Below are 22,275 nucleotides of genomic sequence, written 5' to 3'. Positions count from 1 at the left end.
GGCTTTCAAAGGAGTTTGCGCGATGGGCCTGCTGGACGTCCTCAACGGCATGCAGAACGGCCCGCGCGGCGAGCGCGAACCCGGCAAGGGCGGCATGTCGCCCATCACCATGGCGATCCTAGGCCTGCTGGCCTACAAGGCCGTCAAGAGCCTGAGTGGCGGCCAAACGGCTCCTTCGACTCCTTCCGCGCCAGCACCGACGCAAACCTCATCCGGCGGACCTGGTCGTGACCTCGGTGGCCTTCTTGGCGGCGGCGGTCTTGGTAACGTGCTGGCGGGCGGCCTCGGCGGTCTGCTCGCCGGCGGCGCCGCAGGCAGCATTCTCAGCGGCGGCCTCAACGATCTGCTCAAGCAGTTTCAGCAGAACGGTTTGGGCGAGGAAGCAAATTCGTGGGTCGGCACCGGCCCGAACAAATCGGTCGACCCGAACGACTTGGCCAAAGCGCTCGGCGCCGATCAGCTCGATGCGCTCACCAACCAGACCGGCATGTCGCGCAACGAATTGCTCGAGGGCCTCAGCCAGTATCTGCCGCAGGCGGTCGACACCATGACGCCGGATGGGCGTTTGCCGGACGAGCACGAAATTTCGCGACTTCTCTAACCCGGCGCACGCGCCGAAGGACCGCATCATGGGCATTCTCTGGATCATCCTGATCGGCTTCGTCGCCGGCATGATCGCGCGCTGGATTTCGCCGGGACCGAACGATCCGAAAGGCTTCATCCTGACCACCGTGCTCGGCATCGCCGGAGCCTTCGCCGCAACCTGGATCGGCCAGGCGATCGGCTGGTACCGGTCGGATCAGGGCGCCGGCTTCATCGGCGCCACCATCGGCGCGATCCTTGTGCTGTTTATCTGGAACAGGCTGGTGGCGGCGAAAGTCATCTCCGATCCCGGCAACAGGCCGTAACAACGTTTCTGCATAACGTTTCTGCTTAACTTCAAATCTCAACCCAAGAGGGCATCATGAGTATCTTCGGCAAGATTATGGGCGCGATTTTCGGCAGCGGCTCGGCGCAGGCGCAGGCTTCGCCGACGGCGCCGGCAGCGGCTCCGATGAACAGCGTCGACGTCGCGGAAATCGTCGACAAGGCGGCTGCGTCCAAGGGCGAAAAGCTCGCGTGGCGCACCTCGATCGTCGATCTGATGAAGGCGCTCGATCTCGACTCCAGCATCGGCGCGCGCAAGGAGCTCGCCAAGGAACTGAAATACACCGGCGACATGAACGACTCGGCCAAGATGAACATCTGGCTGCACAAGCAGATCATGGAAAAGCTCGCCGCCAATGGCGGCAAGGTGCCGGACGATATCAAGGATTGATCGCCTTACAGCGATTGCTGCAACACCGTCTCGCGGAAACGCGAGGCGGTGTTTTTGTTATCGCCCGTCCTCAATTACCATCGCCGCGCCTTTCTCGGCGATCATCATGGTCGGCGAATTGGTGTTGCCGCTCGTGATCGACGGCATGATCGAAGCGTCGATGACGCGCAAGCCGTCGACGCCGATCACGCGCAGGCGCGCATCGACCACGGCGCGCGGGTCGTCGTCACGGCCCATCTTCGCCGTGCCAACCGGATGAAAGATGGTGGTGCCGATATTGCCAGCCGCCTTCGCCAGCGCCGCCTCATCGTCGCTGCGTATGCTCTCGCCGGGCAGGTACTCGACCGGTTGATATTTCTTCAGCGCCGGCTGCGAAACGATGGCGCGGGTGACGCGGATCGAGTCGGCGGCGACGCGGCGGTCCTCGTCGGTGGACAGATAGTGCGGCGCGATGGCCGGCGCTTGTGATGGATCGGCGGATTTCAGCGTCACCGCGCCGCGCGACGTCGGTCGCAAATTGGCGACGCTGGCGGTGAAGGCCGGAAACGCGTGCAGCGGATCGCCGAATTTCTCCAGCGACAAAGGCTGCACATGGTACTGAATATTGGCGCGGTCCTGTGACGGATCCGACTTCGTGAAGGCGCCGAGCTGAGACGGCGCCATGGTCATCGGCCCGCGCCGACGCAGGACATAATCGAGCCCCATGCCGAACCGGCCGAATAAAGAAGCATTGATGGCATTAAGCGTCTTGACGCCAGCGACCTTATAGATCGTGCGCAGTTGCAGATGATCCTGCAGGTTCTGACCGACACCGGGTTTGTCGAGCTTTACGTCGATGCCGTGCTGTGCAAGATGTCCCGCGGGGCCAATTCCCGACAGCATCATCAGATGCGGCGAGCCGATGGCGCCGGCAGCAAGAATGACCTCCCCGCGGCATTTAGCTTCGCGTTGCACGCCCTTCTGTCGAAAGCGCACGCCCTTCGCGCGCAAAGAGCCTGACTTGCCGTCGAATAAAATCGCTTCCGCCTGACAACCGGTCTCGAGCTTGAGATTCGGCCGCTTCAGCGCCGGCTTGAGGAAGCCGCGCGCCGCCGACCAGCGCCGGCCCATGCGCTGATTGACATGGAAATAGCCGATACCTTCGTTGTCGCCGGTGTTGAAGTCGGCGCTCTCCGGGATGCCGTATTCGATCGCGGCGCGTTTGAACGCCTCGAGGATTTCCCACGACAGGCGCTGTTGTTCGACTCTCCACTCTCCTCCCTGCGCATGATGCTCGCCGGTGAGAAAATGATCGACATGCTTGCGGAAATACGGCCGCACGTCATCCCAGGACCAGCCGAGCAGACCGAGTTGCCGCCATTGGTCGTAATCGGTCGCCTGGCCGAGCATATAGATCATGCCGTTGATCGCCGAGCAGCCGCCGATCACTTTGCCGCGCGGGTAGTTCAGCGCCCGGCCATTGAGGCCCGGCTCGGCCTCGGTCTTGAACATCCAGTCGGCGCGCGGGTTGCCGATGGCGAACAGGTAGCCGACCGGAATGTGAAACCAGATCCAATTGTCGTTGCCGCCCGCTTCCAGGATCAGCACGCGCTTGGAGGGATCGGCCGACAGCCGGTTCGCCAGTACGCAGCCGGCCGAGCCGGCACCCACGATGATGTAATCGAATTCGCCCTCGATAGGCGTCATGTTCGTTTCCTCCGCAAGCCGGACTTTACCCTGTGCGGCAGGACTTGCTAGGCTGGGGTTCAGAGACCTCAAGTCACGCCGTAAGCGTGATCTGAGCTTCGGAATGCGCTTCCGGATCGGTCCCAGCCCTCGCGACAGACCCTCATCCGCATTGCCGCGGTACTCCCGCGCGATTGCCACTCCGGAGAAGCGCCATGCGTCTCAGCGCACGCAACCAGATCAAAGGCACCATTGTCGACGTCCGCAAAGGCGCAACCACCTCGCATGTCAGCGTGGAAATCGCCGCGGGTCAGGTCGTCACCGCATCGATCACCAACGAAGCGGTCGAAGATTTGGGGCTCAAAGCCGGCATGACGGCCGTCGCCGTGATCAAGGCCTCCGATGTCATGATCGCGGCGGACTAATGCCATGCGCGCAGTGATTATCGCCGTCGCGCTCCTGGGCGCGCTACCGACGTTGTCGCCAGTCCGGGCGCAGGAGCCCGTCGGCTGCGACAAGTTCAAATGGCCGCTGGACCGCGAGCGCGCGCTGATGGCCAATCCTATCGATATTGCTTCGGGCGCGACGATCGCCGAGCCGGGCGCGGCAGCCTACAGAATCGCGCTGGCGCCGCAGGCCGATGCAAAGCTGCCTGCCGCACCGGAACGAGCATCGCGCGAGCCTGCCGCTCATGCCGGCTTTCTGCGCTTTGCCGCAACGTCCGGACCCGGCACATTCCGCATCACGCTATCGGCTAATGCTTGGATCGATGTGATTCAGAGCGAAAAATTCGTGCACGCGGGCGAGTTCAGCGGTGTCAATGGCTGCGATGGACTGCGCAAGAGCGTAAAATTTTCGCTTGCAGCGGCTCCGTTCACCATCCAGTTCAGCGGCGCCACCGTCCAAAGTCTCATGGTCACGGTGACGCGGGACTGATCTTCAGCTTGTGGTCTGAAGCCGGCATTTGCTAGAGTTCGCAAGTAGACCTCCGGCGCGCCGTGCGCCCGCCGGGCGTTGCCGGAACGATGGTTCCTGCGTGTCGATCCTTATGACCCGACGCCCCAGGCGGCCGATTCTGGCCGCGCGCAGGAGATTTGCCATGTTCAAACGGCTTGTGACCCTTATCGCGCTCGCATTTGTTCTGACCGGCAGCCCCCGAGTGGCCGCGGCTCAGGACACCCTCACCGTCTTCGCGGCCGCCTCGATGAAGAACGCGCTCGACGATATCAGCGCCGTCTATACCAAACAGACCGGTGTGAAAGTCGTCGCGAGCTATGCGGCGAGCTCGACCCTCATCAAGCAGATCGAGCAGGGGGCGCCGGCCGACGTCTTCACTTCCGCCGACCTCGCCTGGATGGACTACGGCGTGGAGAAGAAGGTCATCAAGGCCGACACCCGCGTCAATCTGCTCGGAAACCGCCTGGTGCTGATCGCGCCAGCGGACTCCATGCTCAGCAACGTTGCCATCGGTCCCGGCTTCGATCTCGCCAAGCTCGCCGGCGACGGCCGCATCACGACCGGCGACGTGCAAGCAGTGCCGGTCGGGAAATACGCCAAGGCCGCGCTGGAGAAGCTCGGCGCCTGGCAGACGGCCGCGCCAAAATTCGCCATGGCCGAAAGCGTGCGCGGGGCGCTCGCCTTGGTCGCCCGCAGCGAGGCGGTGCTCGGCATCGTCTATGAGACCGACGCCAAGGTCGAGCCGAAGGTAAAGATCGTCGGCACCTTCCCGCAGGATTCCTACCCGCCGGTCGTCTATCCGGTCGCCGCCACCACGACGGCGAAGCCGGGAGCGGCCGCCTATCTCGCCTTCCTGCGCGGCAAGGAGGCCAAAGCAATCTTCGAGAAGTACGGCTTCAGCGTATTGGCGAGCGCCAAAGCCAGCTAGCAGCGACAAGATGAAACCTACCTCGTTCGTCCCCGCGAAAGCGGGGACCCAGAGACCAAATTACGGGCGCTTCGATAGACATTCTGGGTTCCCGCTTGCGCGGGAACGAACGGAGTGTTTTGCAGGCTCAAACAAAGATTCCAAGAAGCATTAATGTTGTCGCTTTCTCCCGAAGAATGGACCGCCGTCGCTCTCTCCGTCAGGGTGGCGGCGGTGGCCACCGCCTTCTCCTTGCCACTCGGCATCGCGGTCGCATGGCTGCTCGCGCGCAAGAATTTCCCCGGCAAGGCGCTGCTCAACGCCATCATCTATCTGCCGCTGGTACTGCCGCCGGTCGTCACCGGCTATCTCCTGCTTATCGCCTTCGGCCGCCGCGGCATTTTCGGCGCGTGGCTCGAAAGCATCGGCATCGTATTCTCGTTCCGCTGGACCGGTGCGGTGCTCGCTTGCGCCGTGATGTCGTTCCCGCTGCTGGTTGGCGCTATCCGGCTGTCGATCGAAGCGGTCGACCGCAAGCTCGAGGACGCCGCCGCGACGCTGGGCGCCAATCGCGTCTGGACCCTGCTCACCGTCACCTTGCCGCTGGCGCTGCCCGGCATCATCGCCGGCGCGGTGCTGGCTTTTGCCCGCGCGCTCGGCGAGTTCGGCGCCACCATCACTTTCGTCTCCAACATTCCCGGCGAAACCCAGACCATCTCGGCGGCCATCTACACACTGACTCAGGTGCCAGGCGGCGATAGCCAGGCGCTCAAGCTGGTGGTGATCGCGGTCGCGATCTCGCTGCTGGCGCTGATCGTGTCGGAATGGTTCGGCCGAAGGGCCGGCGCTCGTGTGCATGGTGTCTAAGATGCAGGTTCTTGCGTGATCTCGGTGGACATCGACAAGCAACTCGGCGACTTCGCCCTCAGCGTCTCGTTCGACGGCGACAGCGGCGTTACCGCGCTGTTCGGACCGTCGGGATCGGGCAAGACCTCGATCGTCGGCATGATCGCCGGGCTCATCAAGCCCGACCGCGGCCGCATTGTCATCGGCGGCGAGACGGTGTTCGACAGCGCGGCGGGCATCGACGTTCCGGCGCACCGCCGCCGCATCGGCACCGTCTTCCAGGACGGCCGGCTGTTTCCGCATATGTCCGTCGCGCGCAATCTCGGCTATGGCCGCTGGATGACCGGCCTGCCGCGCGACGCGGCGCAGTTCAGGCACGTCACCGAGTTGCTGGACATCGCGCCGCTCGTCGATCGTCGCCCCGGCGCACTGTCCGGCGGCGAACGCCAGCGCGTCGCACTCGGGCGTGCGCTGCTGATGAAGCCGCGCCTGATGCTGCTCGACGAGCCGATGGCCTCGCTCGATGCGCGGCGGAAGAGCGAGATACTGCCCTACTTCGTGCGCCTGCGCGACGATACCAGACTGCCGATGATCTATGTCAGCCATGACCCCGCAGAAGTGAAAGCACTCGCCAGTCGCGTCGTGCTGCTCGATGCGGGACGGGTGGTGAAAAGCGGCGGGGCGGAACTCCTCTGACGTCATGCCCGCGAAGGCGGGCATCCAGCTCTTTCACCTGAACAAGCGCTGGATCGTCCGCCTTCGCGGACGATGACGGTGTAGAGTATGCCCATGTTCCCTCCCGCCCGCATCGTCTGCCTCACTGAAGAAACCGTCGAGACGCTCTATCTCCTCGGCGAGGATGCGCGCATCGTCGGCGTGTCCGGCTATGCCGTGCGCCCGCCGCAAGTGCGCAAGGAGAAGCCGCGCGTCGCCGCCTTCATTTCCGCCGACGTACCGAAGATTCTGGCACTCGAACCCGATCTCGTTCTCACCTTCTCCGATCTGCAAGCCGATATCGTCGCCGAACTGATCCGCAACAATGTCGCGGTCCACGCCTTCAACCAGCGGGATGTCGCCGGCATCTTCGCCATGATACGCACCGTCGGCGCGCTGGTCGGTCAACCCGGGAAAGCCGACACGCTCGCCAATAGACTCGCGGCCCGCCTCGAAGACGTGCGCGCGCAATCCGCAAAGCTGCCGCGACGGCCGCGCGTCTATTTCGAGGAATGGGACGAGCCGATGATCTCCGGCCTTAACTGGGTGTCCGAACTGGTCGAGACCGCCGGCGGCGACGACATCTTCCCTGGACTGTCGAAGCGCAAGAACGCCAGGGACCGCATCGTCGCGCCGGAGGCGGTGATCGCCGCACAGCCGGACATCATCATCGGCTCGTGGTGCGGCAAGAAATTCGTGCCCGCCAAGGTCGTAGCGCGGCCGGGCTTCGAGACCGTCCCGGCGGTTGCCACCGGCTGGCTCCGCGAGGTCAAATCGACCGTAATCCTGCAGCCCGGTCCGGCCGCCTTGACCGACGGCCTTGACGCTCTCGCCGTCATCATCGCCGAATGGGCCCAGAAGGTCCCAGAAAAGGCCGTTTGACGGGCTTTTGGCCGATGGATTCGGCCCACCCGGCCGTGCTAAGACGCTTGCGACGCACAAACGGGATTCAATGCGATGCACACGACCGAGAACCGCTCCGCTCTGCTGGCCGATCTGGCGCTGATCGCCTTCCTCGTCGCTTTCGTGGCGTTGGCGCGGCTCCTGCCGCATGCCTGGGGCTTCATGCCGGTCGCCGCTAGCGCGCTGTTCGCCGGCCGCATGCTGCGCAATCCCGTGCTGGCGCCGGTGGTGCCGCTCGCCGCGATGGCGCTGTCGGGTCTGGTGCTTTCCGGCGACGACTGGCGCATCTCGCTCGTCACCTACGGCGCGATCACCCTGCCCGCTTTCGCCGGCATGGCGACACGCAACTGGCGCGGCGTCATCGGCACTGCAGGCACCATGGTTGCCTGCTCAGTCGCCTTCTTCGTGCTGTCGAACTTCGCGGTCTGGGCCTTCAGCGGCATGTACAGCCATGACATCGCCGGCCTGACGCAGTGCTACGTGCTGGCGCTGCCGTTCTTCCAGAACACGCTGATCGGCGATCTTTTCTGGACCGCGGTGCTATTCGGCGGCGCGTGGATGATCCAGCACATGCCGCTGCTTTCCCGCTCAAACGGCTGATCAGCGGCTTAGTTTCTTCCGCACCTTCTGCATCAGCGCTCTGGCGCTGCCGCTGACTGTGGCGGCGTCTTCCGGCTCGTCGAGCCGCAGGCCGACGGTCGACACCTTGCCGCTTTCGACCTTGTGCGCCAGCAGCGCGATAGTGCCGAGCGCGACAATATCGCCAGCCCTGGCCGGACGGCCGAGTTGCTCGACAAAGAAATCGGCGAGGCTGACCTCGGCATGGTCGGCGGCGACCTGCAGCCCGTAGATGTCCGCCAGCGCGCCGAGCGTGGCGTTGCCGGGGACGAAGAAGTCGCCGAGCGCTTCCGCCGCCGGGACGCGCGGCGCCGGACTTTCCATGAAGAAGCGGTCGAGCGCCTGCGCCTTTTCCGGCGGCGCGAGCAGATAGATGTAATCGCCTTCCTGCACCGGCGCCGCCTCCGCCGGCGTAAGGATTTCCTCGTTGCGGATCACCAAGGTCGGCCGCGCCCAGTTCGGGATCAGGCCGCGCTTGAGGAAGGGACTATTGGCGGGAACCGGATAGCCAACCATCTCGCGCGTCATCTGGCCAGGCAAGTCGAGTTCGACTCGCCGGGGCGCCGGATCGGCGCGCGAGAACGACATATCGAGCTTGCGTGCCGACAATGCCACGGTCCAACCCTGGATCAGCAGCGAGGACGCCACCACGACAAAGGCGACGTCGAAGTACAGCGCCGCGCCGGGCAGTCCAACCAGAAGCGGAATCGAGGCCAGAAAAATCGCCACCGCGCCGCGCAAGCCGACCCACGAGATGAAAAGCTTTTCACGCCACTGGAACTTGAACGGCCAGAGACAAAGAAAGACGGCGGCTGGCCGCGCAATCAGCATCAGGGTCAGCGCCACCACGATGGCGCCGATGAGATTGGCGCCAAGCCGTCCGGGCCATACCAACAGGCCGAGCAGCACGAACATCACAATCTGCATCAGCCAGGTTATGGCGTCGAGAAAGACGACCACCGAATTATGCGCGCGGATCTGCCGATTGCCGACGACGAGGCCGGCGATATAGACGGCGAGAAAGCCGGAGGCATGCACCGCGTTGCCAAATCCGAATACCACCAGCGCGCTCACGGCGACGAAGGGTGCATGCAGGCCCTGCGGCAGGTTCACGCGGTTGAGCACCCAGGCGATCATGCGACCGCCACCGTAACCAATGGCGGCGCCGAGTACGGCGTTGCGGAACAAGGTCACGAACGCCTGCGACCAGCTCAGGCCGCCGACGGACAGAATCTCGACGAGCAGCAGCGCCAGAAAGATCGCGATGGGATCGTTGGTGCCCGACTCGACCTCCAGGGTGGCGCGGACGCGCGGCCGCAGACGCAGGCCGCCGGCGCTGAGCAGGAAGAAGACGGCCGCGGCGTCGGTCGAGGCGACCACGGCGCCGAGCAGAAGCGCTTCGGTCCAGCCGATGCCGAGCGCGAACTTGGCGGCCGGCGCGGTAATCAGCGCCGTCACCACAACACCGGCGGTCGCCAGCATCATCGAAGGCGCCAGGACGCTGCGGATGCTGGCAAAGCGCGTGCGCAGACCACCGTCGAACAGGATCAGCGCCAGCGCGATCGAACCCACCGTATAGGCAATGCCAACGTCGTCGAAGCGGATGCCGCCCGGACCGCCCTCGCCGGCCAGCATGCCGACACCCAAGAACACCAGCAGCAAGGGCGCGCCGAAACGCATCGCCAGCAGGCTCGACAAAATGCCGGCCAGCACCAGCAGGCTGCCGAGCAATATCGCAATGCTGACCGTATCGAGTGCCGACATTGAACCGCGGGATTCTCCAGTCTGAGTCATCGGGCGACCGGCGGCCGGGTCGGCCGCGCAAATCACTTAGGCTCAGAGAAACACATTCGCTTGCGGGAAATAAACGCCAATCGTTGCAAGAATTCGTGAATCTCACGCCGGCGCCGACCGACGTAGGTCCGCACGAGCGTGCATATAGTGGTGCATTGGCGCTTTCCCATTGGCGAATCCACCAAGCGCGCTGAACGCCACGCGTCAACCCGGCGCGCGCTTTGTCGCGGTCGCCGATCGATCAGCCGACCAGATAAGGCAGCCAAATGACGACTTTTGGGACGATCGCGACCAGCAGGACAGTGGCCATCAGGATCGCCAGCATCGGCAGAACATGCCTGAAGATGTCGAACACCGGGACACCATCCTCGCCGACGGCGGCCCGGGTGGTGAACACCAATAGCCCCAGCGGCGGCACCAGCGGCGCACCTTCCAGGACCAGAACGCCGATCACGGTGAGGGCCAACGGATCGATGCCCAAGGTCGCGGCAGCGGGGACAAACAACGCGGCGGTGAGCGCCAGCGCCGATAATGCGTCCAGGACAGTCACCAGCACCAGCCATACGGCAATCATCACCGCGAGCGCGGCTGCAGCCCCGAGACTCGCGAGTGCGGCTTCAAATGCGGCACCCGCGCCGGTCACCGCGAGCGCCTGGGCATAGAGCAGAGCTGCGAAGATCAGCAGCAGGATCGGCGCGGAAGCGCGCCCCGCGACCAGAATTGCCTCGACAATCGTGGCGGGGCGCATGCCCCTGCTAATAGCCAATGCCAGACCGATGGCGGCACCAAGGCTCGCCGCCTCGGCGACGCTCAGGATGCGCACGCCGCTGCCGACAATAACGACGGCTACGGCCAGCGCGATGCCGATCAGACTTGTCCAGACACGCGGAGGCGATGTCTCAGGCGGTCCATCCTTGGGTGCGCTCGACGTGTTCAGCGCGGTTCCCGCGCCCCGCACCGACACGCCAAAAGCAACAACGACAAGCAGGGCCGGCACCAGCATGGCGAGAAAGAGCGCGCCGGCCGGCTGGCGCGTGAGAATACTCCAGGTGACCATCAGAATGCTCGGCGGAAGCAGCATTCCAAGCGCAGCGGCACTGGCAATCGTTCCGAGCGATGTCGCGCTGTCGTCACTTCGACGACGCAATTCACCGTAGGAGATGCGGGAAAATCCGACCGCGCCCGCGACCGAGCTACCGGCGGCGAATGCAGAAAGTGAATTGCCGATGGTCGCGGCGAGCGCTGCCCCGCCTCGCATGTGGCGTAGCGTGCGACTTGTCGCCCGGAAGATATCGGTCACGACGCCGGACCGGGCGATGAACTCGCCCATCAGCATCAATAACGGAATAGCGATGATGATGTCGGTACGGAGGCCGTCATAGGCGGTCGCCGCGACAAGCCGCGAAACCTCCTGCCAAGAGCCTGTCGCACCATAGATCGCGGCGAGACTGACAATACCGAGCGCAATGGCGACCTGAACGCCGAAGGCAATCAACACCGCCATAGCGACGAATATCGCAGTCGCTGCGCCGATTCCGATCACGCCGCTCTCTGCCGGAAGTCCAGGTTCATGGCTCCAGGCTTCGCAATTCGGCCAGCTCTCTGTCAAGCGTCGGTTCGGTTCCGGTCAGATCGAGGATCGCCAGCAATCCGTAATTGATGCAGGCCAGCGCCGCACCTGCGACAATCGCGAAGTGAGCGATCCAGGCCGTCACGCCGCCGCTGCCGCCGAACGCCATGAGCGCGGGCTGCCAATTGGCGGTGGCGATCGCCGCGAACAACAGTGCACCGAGCGCATAGCCGGACGCGAGAACGACGCGGCGCACCGGCCACGGCATCAGGCCGAGCAGAAAATCGGTGCGCTGCATCGACCGGCAACGCACCGCGTAGCCGGCCTGCAGGAACACGATCATCACGATGACATTGCCGACAATGTCGTTCGCGCCGCCCATCGGACGGCCGACGAGAGCACGGCTCACGACATCGGCGAGGAGCACGATCGCCAGCACGAAGGTCAGGGCCGCCGCCAGGACCATCGTGAAGCGCGACAACCGGTCGGCGATAGCCACCGGCTGCCAACTGCCTGTGCGGCTTGGCGCCGAGCGCCTGGCCGCGCGCATCAGAATGCGACCTTGTCGCCGCCCTTGAGCGCGAGGATCTCGCGCGCGTCGTCGGGCGTCGCGATCTCGAGGCCGAGGCCCTCGAGAATCTGGCGCACTTTCTTGACCTGCTGCGCGTTCGACTCGGCGAGCTTGCCAGCGCCGATCCACAGCGAGTCCTCAAGGCCGACGCGAACATTGCCTCCCATCGACGCCGCCATTGCCGCGATGCGCATTTGCGCGGCGCCGGCGCCCAGGACGGACCAATGGTATTGGTCACCGAACAGCCGGTCGGCCGTGCGCTTCATCATGATGACGTCTTCGGGATGCGTGCCGATACCGCCGAGAATGCCGAACACTGACTGGATGAACAGCGGCGCCTTGATCACGCCGCGGTCGAGGAAATGCTTCAGCGTATAAAGATGGCTGATGTCATAACACTCGACCTCGAAGCGCGTATTGTTCTCGGCGCAGGTCGTCAGGATCATCTCGATATCGGCGAGCGTGTTCTTGAACATGCCCTTGCGCGTGCCTTCGAGATAGGGCTCTTCCCAGTCGTATTTGAACTTGCCCTTGAACCGCTCGATCATGGGATAGAGACCGAAGTTCATCGTGCCCATATTGAGCGAGGCGACTTCCGGCTTGAACGTCGCCGCCGGGCGCAGACGCTCTTCCACCGTCATGGTCGGCGCGCCGCCGGTGGTCAGGTTCAGAACGACGTCGGAACGCTGCTTGATCACCTTGAGGAACGGCGAGAACAGTTCGGGCGACTGATCGGGACGGCCATCCTGCGGATTGCGCGCATGGAGGTGCACCACGGCGGCACCGGCTTCGGCCGCGCCAATGGCTGCGTCCGCGATTTCCTGCGCGGTGACCGGAAGATGGGGCGACATCGACGGGGTGTGGATGCCACCCGTAACAGCGCAGGTGATGATGACTTTGCGTGCCTTAGCCATGAGCTATCCGTCCTTGGCGTAGTTGCGATGTGTTTTTGATCGTTGGACTTATCCGGCAATCCTAGATTATGTGCCGGGCGGACGTCACCTCGCACGGCGCATGGCCGCGCGCCACAAAAAACTGGATGCCCCGTTGCAGGCCAGCCCACCCAAATCCGGAATTTCGCCGAGCGGAAAAACGCCCGGCCTGCTCATGGGCGCGCTCTGCGGCGTCGGCGCGGCGCTGGCCTGGGCCGCCGGGTTCGCGGTGGCGAAACACGGCATCTCGATCGGCCTCACGCCGGCCGATCTTGCGATCCATCGCTACTTTTGGACCGGGCTGCTGCTGATTCCGCTGATCGTCCGCGATGGCGTGACCGACCTTGGTGGCGTCGGCTGGGGGCGAGGTTTCATTTTGGCGGCGCTGTCGGGCCCGACCCAGGCGCTGGTCGCCTATACCGGGTTCATCTACGTGCCTTTCGGCCACGGCACGACCATCCAGCCGGCGACGGCTGCCTTGGCCGGCATCGTGCTGGCCGCGGTTCTGCTCAAGGAACGGCTGTCCGCATCGCGGGTCGTCGGCGCCGCCACTATCATCGCCGGCCTTGTCGTGTTCGGTATCGAATCATTCGCGACCATCGGCACACACGGCATCGGCGGCGATCTCCTGTTCGCAACGGCCGGCGCCTTGTGGGCATTGTTCGGCATCCTGCTGCGGCAGTGGCGCGTAACCGGCATGCGCGTAGCCGCCGCAGTCGGCCTGATGTCGGTTTTGGTCTACAGCCCGATCTATTTTCTGTTTATCGGCACCGAGAACATGCTGCGGTTCGGCTGGGGCGAGAACCTGCTGCAAATCGTGGTGCAAGGTCTCGTGGCCGGCGTGCTGCCTATCTTTCTTTTTGCCCGTGCGGTCACGCTGCTCGGTGCCGGTCGCGCCTCGACCTTTCCGGCGCTGGTCCCCGGATTTTCGCTGATCATCGGCTTTCTCGCGCTGGGTATCGTGCCAACTATCGCCCAGCTCATCGGCCTGGCGACCGTCCTTGTCGGCTTCCGCTTCGCCCTGCGCTGAGGCGATTATGCACTCCGTAGATGTGCATAACCTACCGCTTGTCACCGCGGCTCAAGCATCAATTTGATAGGACTTGACGGGAGGCGCGGACGAAACCGCCTCGTTCCAGGAGCGCGACACATGGACGGCGTCCAAAGCGGCATCGCCAGTTTGGCCGATACGCTGCCTAAACTCGTCGCCGAACTATCCTCGTTCTGGCTGCTCGTTCAGTTCGGCATCCTGCTGGCCGCCGGCGCCATCGGCACGGTGGCGGGAATCCTGATCCGTCGCCGCGTCGACCTGACGTCGGTGACCATGGGTTGGCCGCCGATGTTAAAACTGCTGGCCCGCTCGTTCCTCGAATGCGTCGGCACGATCATCTTCATCGTTATCCTCTTCATCGTTCGCGAGGCCATGCTGTCGCTGACGTGGCCGAGCCGTTCATACCTGCTCGGCGTAGCAGTAAGCCTCGCGACGGCCTGGGTGGTCATTGCTCTGGTGACCAGCCTGATCCGGAACCAGTTTATTCATCGCGTCGTATCGATTGGGGCCTGGACCTTTGCAGCGCTCGACATTCTGGGCTTGCGCATGGCGGTGCGCGCCGAGCTCGACAGCTATGCACTCGTGGTCGGCGGGTTGCGCATCTCGGCCCTGACTGTGATCAAGGGCACCGTGCTCCTGCTGTTCACGCTGTGGATCGCCAACGCGTTCAGCGACTTTGTCGATCGCCGTTTGCGCACCGTGAACGACCTAACCCCCTCCGTGCAGGTCCTGATCAGTAAGGTGCTGCGCATCCTGCTCATCACCTTTGCCATTTTCATCGTTCTATCGAGCGTCGGCATCGACCTGTCCGCGCTTGCCTTCTTTTCCGGCGCCATCGGCCTCGGCGTCGGTTTCGGCTTGCAGAAGATCGTTTCCAATCTGGTCAGCGGCATCATTCTGCTCGCCGACAAGTCGATCAAACCCGGCGACGTCGTCACCATTGGCGATCAAGTCGGCTGGGTCACCAATATGGGCGCACGCTACACCTCGGTCGATACGCGCGACGGCCGCGAGATTCTCATCCCGAACGAGGATTTCGTCACACAACAAGTGATCAACTGGTCCTATTCGGACAACCGGATGATGCTGAAATCGTTATTCGGCGTCAGCTACGACAGCAATCCGCATCATGTCCGCGAGGTCGCGGTCGCGGCGGCCCTGAAGGTCCCGCGCGTACTGCACGATCCGGCACCGGTCTGCTATTTTGAGGAATTCGGCGACTCGTCGCTGAACTTCTCATTGCGCTACTGGATCGCCGATCCCAACAACGGCATCATCAATGTCCGTGCGCCGGTGATGCTGGCGCTATGGGACGCGTTCAAGGAAGCGGGTATCGAGATTCCCTATCCCGTTCGCGACGTGCGAATTACGCGAGAGGCACCGATGCGCGGCAAGACGGGACTGGAGCCCCCGGGCGATTGAGACGCTTACGCCGCCTTCTTCTTCGACAGGAAGTCGCCCATGCGGTCGAGCGCCTTCAGGATGTTCGCGGTCGAGTTGGCATAAGACAGCCGGACATAACCTTCGCCGAGAATGCCGAAATCCGGCCCGCCGATGATGGCGACGCCGGCATCTTCGAGCAACGATGACGCCAACGCCTTGGCCTTCCATCCCGTCGCCTTGACGTTCGGGAAGGCATAGAAGGCGCCCTTCGGCGTGCGGCATGACACGCCCGGCAATTTGTTGAGACCTTCGACCACGACTTTGCGGCGGCGGTCGAATTCGGCGATCATTTTCGCCACTTCGTCCTGCGGACCGGTCAGCGCGGCGAGCCCAGCATATTGCGCCGAAGCGTTGACGCAGGAATGCAGGTTGACGGCGAGCTTGCGCGCCAGATCGTAGAGCTTGCCCGGCCACACGGCGTAGCCGAGGCGCCAGCCGGTCATGGCGTAGGTCTTGGACCAGCCATTAAGCAGGATAAGGCGATCACGAATCTCCGGATAGGAGAGCAGGCAGACGTGCTGCTCGCCATCATAGGTCATGTGGTCGTAAATCTCGTCCGACATGATGGCGACATCCGGCCACTTGGCGAGGCCTGCCACAAGTTTGTCCACCTCGACCTTCGGTGTGACACCACCCGTCGGATTGGCCGGCGAGTTAACGATGATGAGGCGTGTCTTCGGCGTGATCAGTTTCAGCGTTTCTTCCGCCGAGAAGGCAAACTCATTTTCCTCGCGGATCGGGATCGGGACCGGAGTCGCACCGGTGAACTCGATCATCGACCGATAGATCGGAAAGCCGGGATCCGGATACATGATCTCGGCGCCGGGTTCGCCGAACATCAGGATCGACATGAACATGGTCGGCTTGCCGCCGGGCATGATCATGACGCTGTCGGGCGAGACCTCGACCTTGAAACGCTTGTGCAGATCGGCCGCGACCGCCTCTCGCAACTGCGGGATACCGGTTGCGGCGGTGTAGCCGTGGTGGCCGTCGCGCAATGCTTTCACAGCGGCTTCAACGATGAAATCCGGGGTACGGAAGTCCGGCTGGCCGATACCGAGATTGATGATATCGCGGCCTTGGGCGATCAGCGCATTGGCGCGTGCCAGCACCGCGAAGGCGTTTTCCTCGCCAATGCGGTCGAACGCCGCGATCGTCTTGAGCATCGCATAAGCCTCCCCGGAGACAGCAAAATTTGGCGGGAGTTCACATGATCCGCCGCGCAAATGCAAACCGGCATGCGTAGCCTCTGAGCGGCAGATCACAATTTATAATTGTAGTTCATACTTTTAAAATCATAGATTGATTCTGCCAATGACTATCCTGCGCCCGTTCTTGCGCGTTTCGGATGACGAAACCTCCGGCACCTCGTATGATCAATTACAACTTTTACGGTAAGAAGATTGTCCATTAGTTCGCCTGTACATCGGGAGATAAAGCCGCCCGTGAAATCTTCAACTTTTGCCCCCGCCCGCGACACCCTCGACTTCGCCGCGCTTGCCGAAAAGCCTCACAACCCCACCGCGGTCTCGAGGTCGCTCGACCGTATCACAGGTTCCGCGCTGATCAGACGCGGACCGCAGGTCCCTCCGTTACGTCAGGACGAACATGCCACGTGAACCCAAACGCGGACAACGAGCCAATCCTGCCAATGGCCAAAGCGACAGCGAAGGGTTTGAGTTGATCAAGACGCTGGCCAATGGCACCGACACCAGCCGGCTGCTCGAACTCTACTACTGGACGCGCGAGCCCGGCATCGTCGAACTGATCCGGGCCTATCTCGATATGCCGGAACGCACCCAGCGCAGTCTGAGCACCTTCCTGCTCAACGGACGTCCGAGTTTGATTTCCAGCGCGTTCGACCAGCAAGGGCGCCTGGTGCTCGGCCGGATGCCGGTCGACCAAGCGGGCGTCTTTCCCGGGAGAAGTTCCCGTCAGGTTCAGGGCACCTGACCGACGCGCCACAGGCCTTGGCCGCCCGATGGCGCGTCGCTGCATGAGCGGCATTCATCGCCCCATCAAGGAATGCAATTGTCCTTCCGCGCCTTGTCATGGCACGGTCCTGCGGCCGCCGGGGATATAGGCTTCATGTCCACCACCACCGAAAAACGCCGCGCCTTCAGGAACCTGCATCGCAGCGGCTGCTTCGTCATTCCCAATCCGTGGAATGTCGGCAGCGCACTCTACCTGCAGAGCCTCGGCTTTCCGGCGCTGGCGAGCACCAGCTCCGGATACGCCTATTCCCTGGGTCGCCCTGACAGCGCCCTGAGCCGTGACCAGGTGCTCGCGCATTACTGCGAACTGGCCGCCGCCACCGACATCCCATTGAACGCCGATTTCGAAAATGGCTATGCGCACGAGCCCGACGCGCTCGCAGACAATGTGCGGCTCTGCGTCGACACCGGCGTGGCGGGACTATCAATCGAGGATTTCACCGGCGACGAAACCGCCCCGCTCTATGACTTCGACAAGGCGGTCGTGCGCGTGCGCGCGGCGCGACAGGCGATCGACCAGTCGGGCGGCGACGTTCTGCTCACCGCTCGCGCCGAAGGATTCCTGCACGGCCGTCCCGACCTCGACGACGCCATCCGGCGTCTCACGGCTTTTGCCGAAGCCGGCGCCGATTGCCTCTATGTGCCCGGCATCAAAACCCGCGAGCAGATCGAAGCCGTGGTCACGGCCGTCGCGCCGAAACCGGTCAATCTCCTGATGTCTGCGGCCGGCAGCTTCACCGTCTCCGATATCGCCGCGATGGGCGTTCGCCGCATCAGCGTCGGCGGTGCGCTTGCACGTGTCGCGATGGACGCCTTCATCAAGGCGGCGACACTGATCGCGACCGAGGGCCGTTTCGACCGCCTCGGCGGCGTGATATCCGGCACCGATCTGGACGCATTTTTCGCGCAAAACACGCCGTCAGAGCAGTAAACGCCATGCCCGATTTCGAGTCGCAATGGGAACCGCTGCCCGAGACCGGGCAGCCCGTCGGCCTAAAGGTCGACGCCACGCCGGCGCAGCGACCCGGTCCGGTAGCCTTGGAAGGCCGCTACGGCCGTATCGAGAAGCTGCAGGATCATCACGCCGACGATCTCTGGTCCGTGTTCAACGGCCATCCCGATATCTGGACCTATATCAGCACCGACGGGCCATTCACTGATCCGGAAATCTTCGCCGAGTTCATCGCCAAGCGCGCCGGCCTGACCGATCCTTATGCCTACGCCATCATCGACGACAATGGCTGCGCGGTCGGCTATTTCACGCTGATGGAAATCCGCCCCGAGATGCGCGTCATCGAGGTCGGCCATGTGCTTTATTCGCCGGCGCTCAAACGCACCAAGATTGGCACCGAGGCACAGTACCTGCTGGCACGCTATGCCTTCGAGACGCTCGGCTATCGGCGCTATGAATGGAAATGCAACGCGCTCAACGCCGCCTCCCGGCGCGCGGCGTTGCGTTACGGATTCGTCTTCGAGGGCACATTCCGCAACCACATCATTGCCAAAGGCCGCAACCGCGACAATGCCTGGTTCTCGATGATCGACACCGAATGGCCGGCCCGCAAGGCAGCGTTCGAGCGCTGGCTGGCGCCCGACAATTTCGACGCCGCCGGCCAGCAGAAGATCTCCTTGAGCGAACTGAACGGCTTCGTCGGATGAGCGCGGCCGACGAGCCGGCCAAGGGCGGTTTGCTGCAGCACCGCCCTTTCGTCTTCCTGTGGTTCGCGCGGCTGTTCGCCACCATCGGTTATCAGGCGCTGGCCGTGGTCATCGGCTGGTCGATCTACGAGATCACCGGCAGCGCCTTCGATCTCGGCTATGTCGGCCTGCTACAGTTCATTCCCGCGGTCATACTCACCCTCATCATCGGCCATGTCGCCGACCGCTACGATCGGCGCGTCACGGTGCGACTGGCGCAAGCCGTCTACGCGCTCTGCGCCATTGTCATGACTGTTGCGATGCTCGGCGGCTGGCTGTCGCGCGAACTGCTGTTCGTTCTTGTCTTCGCCATCGGCTGCGCCCGCGCCTTTGAACTGCCAACCAACCAGTCGCTGGTCGCGGCCACCGTACCGGTGAAGCTGATGCCGCGTGCCGTCGCGGCCTGGACTTCGGCGAACCAGACGGCCGTGATCTGCGGCCCGGCGCTCGGCGGCTTTATCTATGCCTTCGAACCGCGCGCCGTGAGCGCGATGTGCGCCGCGTTCTTCCTCGCCGCCATCGCCTGCGTCAGCCTCATGCGCGTGACCCGCCACACCCCGAGCCGCGAGCCTCCGACTTTACGCTCGGTGCTGGCCGGCTTCGATTTCGTGCGCAGCCGCAGCCGGCTGCTCGGCGTCATCTCGCTTGATCTGTTCGTCGTGCTGCTCGGCGGGGCCACCGCGCTGCTGCCGATCTTCGCTAAGGACATCCTCGAGGCCGGCCCGATCGGACTCGGCTTGTTACGCTCGGCGCCCGCGATTGGCGCCCTGCTGACTGCCGCGGTGCTGTCGCGCTTCCCGGTCGAGCGCCACATCGGCCGCAAGATGTTCGCCTCGGTCGCGGTGTTCGGCGCCGCCACGATCGTGTTCGCGCTGTCGACCTCGCTGCCGCTGTCGATCGGCGCGCTCGCCGTGCTCGGCGCCGCCGACGCCGTCAGCGTCGTCATCCGCTTCACCTTGGTGCAGGTCGAGACGCCGGACGAGATGCGCGGCCGGGTCGCCGCCATCAACTACCTTTTTGTCGGCTCATCGAATACGCTCGGCGAGTTCGAGTCCGGCGTGCTGGCGGGCTGGTTCGGCGCGGTGCCGTCTGTTCTAATTGGCGGCATCGGCTCGTTGCTTGTCGCCGGTTTGTGGATGATGCTGTTTCCGGACCTGCGGCACCTCGACCGGTTCCAGCCGGCCGAGAATAAAAAAGAAGACACTTAAAAGGGGAAATGCCAATGCATGTTGTGGTGACCGGCGCGGCCGGCATGATCGGGCGCAAGCTGATCGCCCGTCTGGTCAAGGACGGCGGACTGAACAGCAAAGCTGTCGACAAATTCACGCTGACCGACGTCGTCGCGCCGGAAAAGCCAGCGGGCTTTAGCGGCCAGGTCGACATCGTCACCGGGGACATGGCGGCGCCGGGCGCGGCCGAGAAGCTGATCGCTGAGCGACCCGAGGTGATCTTCCACCTTGCCGGCGTCGTCTCCGGCGAAGCAGAGCTGGACTTCGACAAGGGCTATCACGTCAATCTCGATGGTACTCGTGCTCTGCTCGAAGCCATCCGCCACGCCGATGGCTATCATCCGAAATTCATCTTCACGTCGTCGATCGCGGTCTATGGCGCGCCATTTCCGCACGCCATCCCGGACGATTTCCACCTGACGCCGCTGACCTCCTACGGCACGCAGAAAGCGATCAGCGAATTGCTGCTCGCCGACTACAATCGCCGCGGTTTCCTCGACGGCGTCGGCATCCGTCTGCCGACGATCTGCGTGCGCCCGGGCAAGCCGAACAAGGCGGCCTCGGGCTTCTTCTCCGGCATCATCCGCGAACCGCTGGCGGGCCAGGAGGCGATCCTGCCGGTCGCCGATACCGTGCGGCATACCCATGCTTCACCGCGTTCCGCCGTCGGCTTCCTCATCCATGCTGCGAGCCTGACCCGCGAGCAGCTCGGGCCGCGCATCAATCTGGCGATGCCCGGCGTGTGCTGCACCGTCGCCGAGCAGATCGATTCGCTGACCCGGATCGCCGGACCGAAGGTCGCCGCCCGTATCAAGCGCGAGCCGGACGAACTCGTCATGCGCATCGTCGCCGGCTGGTCGGAACGCATCGACGCCAAACGGGCCGCGGAACTCGGTTTCAGGGCGGAGCAGAACTTCGACGAGATCGTCAAAGCGCATATCGAGGACGAACTGGGCGGGAAGATTGCGTAGAACTCTGCCTAGCCACCCTCTCCGTCGTCATGCCCGGCCATAGCCCGTCGAAGACGGGCGTAAACGCCCTTATGTGCCGGGCATCCACGACTTCCTTCCGCAGCAACAAGACGTGGATGGCCGGGACAAGCCCGGCCATGACGGCTATTGGCGGCATTTCGTGCCCTAGGCCCGGCCCAACTTGCCCCTCCGGCCCCAAATCCTTACATTCCCCCCATGACTTACATCGATGCCGCCGTATCCCCCAGCGCAAGACCGGGCAAATCAAGCTTCACGGCCCCGCTGCCTTCGAAGGCATGCGCAAGGCCGGTCAGCTTACCGCGCGCTGCCTCGACATGCTGACGCCTCACGTCAAACCGGGCGTGCCGACCGACACGATCGACCGGCTGGTCTATGAGTTCGCCATGGACAATGCCGCGCTGCCGGCGACGCTGATGTACCGCGGCTACCGCAAATCGACCTGCACCTCGATCAACCATGTCGTCTGCCACGGCATTCCGAACGAGAAGCCGCTCAAGGACGGCGACATCGTCAATATCGACGTCACCTTGATCGTCGACGGCTGGCATGGCGACTCGAGCCGCATGTATCCGGTCGGCGATATTCCGCGCCGCGCCGAGCGGCTGATCGAAGTGACCCATGAATCGATGATGCGCGGTATCGCCGTGATCCGTCCCGGCGCCACCACAGGTGACATCGGCCACGCCATCCAGAGCTACGTCGAAGCCCAGCACATGAGCGTGGTGCGTGACTTCTGCGGCCACGGCCTCGGCCGGCTGTTCCACGACGAGCCGAACATCGTCCATGTCGGGCGCCCCGGCGAAGGCGTCGTACTCAAGCCCGGCATGTTCTTCACCGTCGAACCGATGATCAATCTCGGCCGGCCGCATGTGAAGGTGCTGTCCGATGGCTGGACCGCCGTCACCCGAGACCGCTCGCTGTCGGCCCAGTTCGAGCACACAGTCGGCGTCACCGCCGACGGCGTCGAGGTCTTCACCTTCTCGCCCGCCGGGCTCGACAAGCCGCCTTACAAGGTCTGAACCGGCCTCGCCGTCTGCGCGGATTCCCCCTATAATGCCCGCTCCGGTTGAGCG

At 63.7% G+C, this 22,275-nt stretch carries 23 protein-coding genes and 1 pseudogene; 18 read left to right on the top strand and 6 right to left on the bottom strand.

Annotated elements, in window-relative coordinates:
• The first annotated feature begins 22 nt into the window (after window positions 1–22).
• From E8Q40_RS03580 to E8Q40_RS03570, 3 genes are read left to right on the top strand one after another with little or no spacing between them, the layout of a single operon-like run.
• Window positions 23–601: a YidB family protein gene (locus E8Q40_RS03580; RefSeq protein ID WP_137043093.1), complete on the top strand. Its 579-nt coding sequence runs from the start codon at window positions 23–25 to the stop codon at window positions 599–601.
• A gap of 28 nt (window positions 602–629) precedes the next feature.
• Window positions 630–908, top strand: coding sequence for a GlsB/YeaQ/YmgE family stress response membrane protein (locus E8Q40_RS03575; protein WP_168197729.1), 279 nt, complete (start codon window positions 630–632; stop codon window positions 906–908).
• A gap of 56 nt (window positions 909–964) precedes the next feature.
• The gene (locus tag E8Q40_RS03570) at window positions 965–1,318 is read left to right on the top strand and encodes a DUF3597 domain-containing protein (protein ID WP_137043092.1); all 354 of its coding nucleotides are present in this window, start codon (window positions 965–967) and stop codon (window positions 1,316–1,318) included.
• 57 nt (window positions 1,319–1,375) lie between these two features.
• Here E8Q40_RS03570 and E8Q40_RS03565 read toward each other — a convergent pair whose 3' ends face one another.
• A complete protein-coding gene (locus tag E8Q40_RS03565; protein WP_137043091.1) occupies window positions 1,376–3,004 on the bottom strand; it encodes a GMC family oxidoreductase in 1,629 nt (542 codons plus the stop codon).
• A gap of 194 nt (window positions 3,005–3,198) precedes the next feature.
• Here E8Q40_RS03565 and E8Q40_RS03560 point away from each other — a divergent pair, with 194 nt between their 5' ends.
• From E8Q40_RS03560 to E8Q40_RS03530, 7 genes are all read left to right on the top strand, one after another.
• Window positions 3,199–3,408: a molybdopterin-binding protein gene (locus E8Q40_RS03560; RefSeq protein ID WP_137043090.1), complete on the top strand. Its 210-nt coding sequence runs from the start codon at window positions 3,199–3,201 to the stop codon at window positions 3,406–3,408.
• Window positions 3,409–3,412: 4 nt separating this feature from the next.
• The gene (locus tag E8Q40_RS03555) at window positions 3,413–3,919 is read left to right on the top strand and encodes a hypothetical protein (protein ID WP_137043089.1); all 507 of its coding nucleotides are present in this window, start codon (window positions 3,413–3,415) and stop codon (window positions 3,917–3,919) included.
• A 163-nt stretch (window positions 3,920–4,082) separates the two neighbouring features.
• Entirely contained in the window at window positions 4,083–4,868 is a 786-nt protein-coding gene (gene modA, locus E8Q40_RS03550; RefSeq protein WP_137043088.1) for a molybdate ABC transporter substrate-binding protein, read from the top strand.
• Between the two features lie 153 nt (window positions 4,869–5,021).
• Complete coding sequence (modB, locus tag E8Q40_RS03545; protein WP_137043087.1) at window positions 5,022–5,714, top strand: molybdate ABC transporter permease subunit; 693 nt, start codon at window positions 5,022–5,024, stop codon at window positions 5,712–5,714.
• Window positions 5,715–5,729: 15 nt separating this feature from the next.
• A complete protein-coding gene (modC, locus tag E8Q40_RS03540) occupies window positions 5,730–6,389 on the top strand; it encodes a molybdenum ABC transporter ATP-binding protein (protein ID WP_137043086.1) in 660 nt (219 codons plus the stop codon).
• Between the two features lie 87 nt (window positions 6,390–6,476).
• Window positions 6,477–7,289: a cobalamin-binding protein gene (locus E8Q40_RS03535; protein ID WP_137043085.1), complete on the top strand. Its 813-nt coding sequence runs from the start codon at window positions 6,477–6,479 to the stop codon at window positions 7,287–7,289.
• A gap of 75 nt (window positions 7,290–7,364) precedes the next feature.
• Window positions 7,365–7,910 (top strand): DUF6580 family putative transport protein, encoded by a 546-nt coding sequence (locus tag E8Q40_RS03530; RefSeq protein WP_205995665.1) that lies wholly within the window; start codon window positions 7,365–7,367, stop codon window positions 7,908–7,910.
• Here E8Q40_RS03530 and E8Q40_RS03525 read toward each other — a convergent pair whose 3' ends face one another.
• The 4 genes from E8Q40_RS03525 to E8Q40_RS03510 all read right to left on the bottom strand — a co-directional run bounded on the left by E8Q40_RS03525 (window position 7,911) and on the right by E8Q40_RS03510 (window position 12,777).
• Window positions 7,911–9,692 (bottom strand): potassium/proton antiporter, encoded by a 1,782-nt coding sequence (locus E8Q40_RS03525; RefSeq protein ID WP_137043084.1) that lies wholly within the window; start codon window positions 9,690–9,692, stop codon window positions 7,911–7,913.
• Window positions 9,693–9,963: 271 nt separating this feature from the next.
• Complete coding sequence (locus tag E8Q40_RS03520) at window positions 9,964–11,265, bottom strand: TRAP transporter large permease subunit (protein WP_137043083.1); 1,302 nt, start codon at window positions 11,263–11,265, stop codon at window positions 9,964–9,966.
• Window positions 11,266–11,290: 25 nt separating this feature from the next.
• On the bottom strand, window positions 11,291–11,791 hold the full coding sequence (locus E8Q40_RS03515) for a TRAP transporter small permease (RefSeq protein WP_168197728.1): 501 nt from the start codon (window positions 11,789–11,791) through the stop codon (window positions 11,291–11,293).
• A 50-nt stretch (window positions 11,792–11,841) separates the two neighbouring features.
• Window positions 11,842–12,777 (bottom strand): 3-keto-5-aminohexanoate cleavage protein, encoded by a 936-nt coding sequence (locus E8Q40_RS03510; RefSeq protein ID WP_137043081.1) that lies wholly within the window; start codon window positions 12,775–12,777, stop codon window positions 11,842–11,844.
• 133 nt (window positions 12,778–12,910) lie between these two features.
• On the opposite strand from E8Q40_RS03510, the gene E8Q40_RS03505 reads away from it, so the two are divergent.
• Window positions 12,911–13,825: a DMT family transporter gene (locus E8Q40_RS03505; protein WP_168197727.1), complete on the top strand. Its 915-nt coding sequence runs from the start codon at window positions 12,911–12,913 to the stop codon at window positions 13,823–13,825.
• A gap of 120 nt (window positions 13,826–13,945) precedes the next feature.
• Window positions 13,946–15,268: a mechanosensitive ion channel family protein gene (locus tag E8Q40_RS03500; RefSeq protein ID WP_137043079.1), complete on the top strand. Its 1,323-nt coding sequence runs from the start codon at window positions 13,946–13,948 to the stop codon at window positions 15,266–15,268.
• Window positions 15,269–15,273: 5 nt separating this feature from the next.
• Here the strand turns inward: E8Q40_RS03500 and E8Q40_RS03495 are convergent, their stop codons facing one another.
• Entirely contained in the window at window positions 15,274–16,455 is a 1,182-nt protein-coding gene (locus E8Q40_RS03495) for a pyridoxal phosphate-dependent aminotransferase (RefSeq protein ID WP_137043078.1), read from the bottom strand.
• A gap of 514 nt (window positions 16,456–16,969) precedes the next feature.
• On the opposite strand from E8Q40_RS03495, the gene E8Q40_RS03490 reads away from it, so the two are divergent.
• The 6 genes and pseudogenes from E8Q40_RS03490 to map all read left to right on the top strand — a co-directional run bounded on the left by E8Q40_RS03490 (window position 16,970) and on the right by map (window position 22,221).
• Window positions 16,970–17,242 (top strand): hypothetical protein, encoded by a 273-nt coding sequence (locus E8Q40_RS03490; protein WP_137043077.1) that lies wholly within the window; start codon window positions 16,970–16,972, stop codon window positions 17,240–17,242.
• A gap of 135 nt (window positions 17,243–17,377) precedes the next feature.
• Complete coding sequence (locus E8Q40_RS03485; RefSeq protein WP_137043076.1) at window positions 17,378–18,214, top strand: oxaloacetate decarboxylase; 837 nt, start codon at window positions 17,378–17,380, stop codon at window positions 18,212–18,214.
• A 5-nt stretch (window positions 18,215–18,219) separates the two neighbouring features.
• On the top strand, window positions 18,220–18,942 hold the full coding sequence (locus E8Q40_RS03480; protein WP_137043075.1) for a GNAT family N-acetyltransferase: 723 nt from the start codon (window positions 18,220–18,222) through the stop codon (window positions 18,940–18,942).
• A complete protein-coding gene (locus E8Q40_RS03475) occupies window positions 18,939–20,189 on the top strand; it encodes an MFS transporter (protein WP_137043074.1) in 1,251 nt (416 codons plus the stop codon). Before E8Q40_RS03480 ends, E8Q40_RS03475 begins: the two co-directional genes overlap by 4 nt.
• Before the next feature lie 14 nt (window positions 20,190–20,203).
• The gene (gene denD / locus E8Q40_RS03470) at window positions 20,204–21,181 is read left to right on the top strand and encodes a D-erythronate dehydrogenase (protein WP_137043073.1); all 978 of its coding nucleotides are present in this window, start codon (window positions 20,204–20,206) and stop codon (window positions 21,179–21,181) included.
• 216 nt (window positions 21,182–21,397) lie between these two features.
• Window positions 21,398–22,221: pseudogene (map, locus tag E8Q40_RS03465) on the top strand (type I methionyl aminopeptidase).
• Window positions 22,222–22,275: the final 54 nt, after the last annotated feature.

This window comes from Pseudolabrys sp. FHR47 (assembly GCF_005153485.1).
In the GTDB taxonomy this organism is placed as follows: domain Bacteria; phylum Pseudomonadota; class Alphaproteobacteria; order Rhizobiales; family Xanthobacteraceae; genus Pseudolabrys.
This window is presented reverse-complemented; position numbering and strand designations above follow the sequence as displayed.

Coding starts and splice junctions, on each gene's coding strand:
- modA (WP_137043088.1), top strand. CDS start 4,083: ATGTTCAAACGGCTTGTGACCCTTATCGCGCTCGCATTTGTTCTGACC.
- modB (WP_137043087.1), top strand. CDS start 5,022: ATGTTGTCGCTTTCTCCCGAAGAATGGACCGCCGTCGCTCTCTCCGTC.
- E8Q40_RS03495 (WP_137043078.1), bottom strand. CDS start 16,455: ATGCTCAAGACGATCGCGGCGTTCGACCGCATTGGCGAGGAAAACGCC.
- E8Q40_RS03555 (WP_137043089.1), top strand. CDS start 3,413: ATGCGCGCAGTGATTATCGCCGTCGCGCTCCTGGGCGCGCTACCGACG.
- E8Q40_RS03480 (WP_137043075.1), top strand. CDS start 18,220: ATGCCCGATTTCGAGTCGCAATGGGAACCGCTGCCCGAGACCGGGCAG.
- E8Q40_RS03535 (WP_137043085.1), top strand. CDS start 6,477: ATGCCCATGTTCCCTCCCGCCCGCATCGTCTGCCTCACTGAAGAAACC.
- E8Q40_RS03475 (WP_137043074.1), top strand. CDS start 18,939: ATGAGCGCGGCCGACGAGCCGGCCAAGGGCGGTTTGCTGCAGCACCGC.
- E8Q40_RS03485 (WP_137043076.1), top strand. CDS start 17,378: ATGTCCACCACCACCGAAAAACGCCGCGCCTTCAGGAACCTGCATCGC.
- E8Q40_RS03510 (WP_137043081.1), bottom strand. CDS start 12,777: ATGGCTAAGGCACGCAAAGTCATCATCACCTGCGCTGTTACGGGTGGC.
- E8Q40_RS03560 (WP_137043090.1), top strand. CDS start 3,199: ATGCGTCTCAGCGCACGCAACCAGATCAAAGGCACCATTGTCGACGTC.
- E8Q40_RS03565 (WP_137043091.1), bottom strand. CDS start 3,004: ATGACGCCTATCGAGGGCGAATTCGATTACATCATCGTGGGTGCCGGC.
- E8Q40_RS03500 (WP_137043079.1), top strand. CDS start 13,946: ATGGACGGCGTCCAAAGCGGCATCGCCAGTTTGGCCGATACGCTGCCT.
- E8Q40_RS03580 (WP_137043093.1), top strand. CDS start 23: ATGGGCCTGCTGGACGTCCTCAACGGCATGCAGAACGGCCCGCGCGGC.
- denD (WP_137043073.1), top strand. CDS start 20,204: ATGCATGTTGTGGTGACCGGCGCGGCCGGCATGATCGGGCGCAAGCTG.
- E8Q40_RS03525 (WP_137043084.1), bottom strand. CDS start 9,692: ATGTCGGCACTCGATACGGTCAGCATTGCGATATTGCTCGGCAGCCTG.
- E8Q40_RS03575 (WP_168197729.1), top strand. CDS start 630: ATGGGCATTCTCTGGATCATCCTGATCGGCTTCGTCGCCGGCATGATC.
- E8Q40_RS03570 (WP_137043092.1), top strand. CDS start 965: ATGAGTATCTTCGGCAAGATTATGGGCGCGATTTTCGGCAGCGGCTCG.
- E8Q40_RS03530 (WP_205995665.1), top strand. CDS start 7,365: ATGCACACGACCGAGAACCGCTCCGCTCTGCTGGCCGATCTGGCGCTG.